This window comes from Mycetohabitans sp. B2 (assembly GCF_021733735.1).
Lineage (GTDB): Bacteria > Pseudomonadota > Gammaproteobacteria > Burkholderiales > Burkholderiaceae > Mycetohabitans > Mycetohabitans rhizoxinica.
In genome coordinates this window covers 1-688 of sequence record NZ_JAHKSP010000011.1, presented here as the reverse complement: position 1 = coordinate 688, position 688 = coordinate 1, and the positions used below count along the sequence as shown (strand labels likewise).

The 688-nt window shown below is 64.4% G+C and carries 1 protein-coding gene; it reads right to left on the bottom strand.

Annotated features, from left to right (window positions below):
• A partial coding sequence (locus KPG66_RS01980) for a hemagglutinin repeat-containing protein (RefSeq protein WP_237069869.1) occupies nucleotides 1-664 on the bottom strand: 664 nt, incomplete at its 3' end.
• Nucleotides 665-688: the final 24 nt, after the last annotated feature.

The following is a 688-nucleotide window of genomic DNA, read 5'->3' as shown; positions in this document are numbered from 1 at the left end:
CGACCACCCGATTGCCCTTCACGTTCGCGCCCACGACGTTCGTATCGCCGCCGCTCTTGAGCGTCACAGTGTCGCTCGCGCGAACGTGCGTGTTGTTCTGCATCGCCCAGTCCGAATTGCCGTCGCCGTTGGCGCGCGCGGCCGACGCCGACACCCCGAGCCCCTTCGTGCCGATCGATACGCCGACGCTACCACTTGTTGAGCCATTGTCGTTACGCATACGCTCGGTGTCGGTGCTGTTAAGCAGATCGACCCGGTGGGTGGCCTCAAGGTGGACGTTTTTCGCATCGATATCCGAACCGTGAATGATCACGTTCCCCTGGCCTTGGTCCTTCTCGCCCGTCGCCTGGAATTTTGCGAGCCCGCCTGCCTGTACGTGATTGCCGCGCGCCTGCGTACTGTCCTCGCTGAACGCTGAGCGGCTGCCGGACGAGCCGATACTCACTGTCAGCTTCGCTTCGGGCATCTCGCCCTTGGCCAGCGTGCCTAATTCGCCCGGCACCGACTGGTACGCGTCGTACAGGCCGCTTGCCCCGGCTATCCCGCGCAGTGCCCGTACCCGATCGTCTTGACTGTGGGCGCCCGCGCTGGCCTGCTGCACCACATTACTCACCGCTGCGACGCCCGGCGTTTGAACCCCGAGCGTCACGCCGCTTTGTCGCATCGCATGTTGTCCGCTATGGTGCTG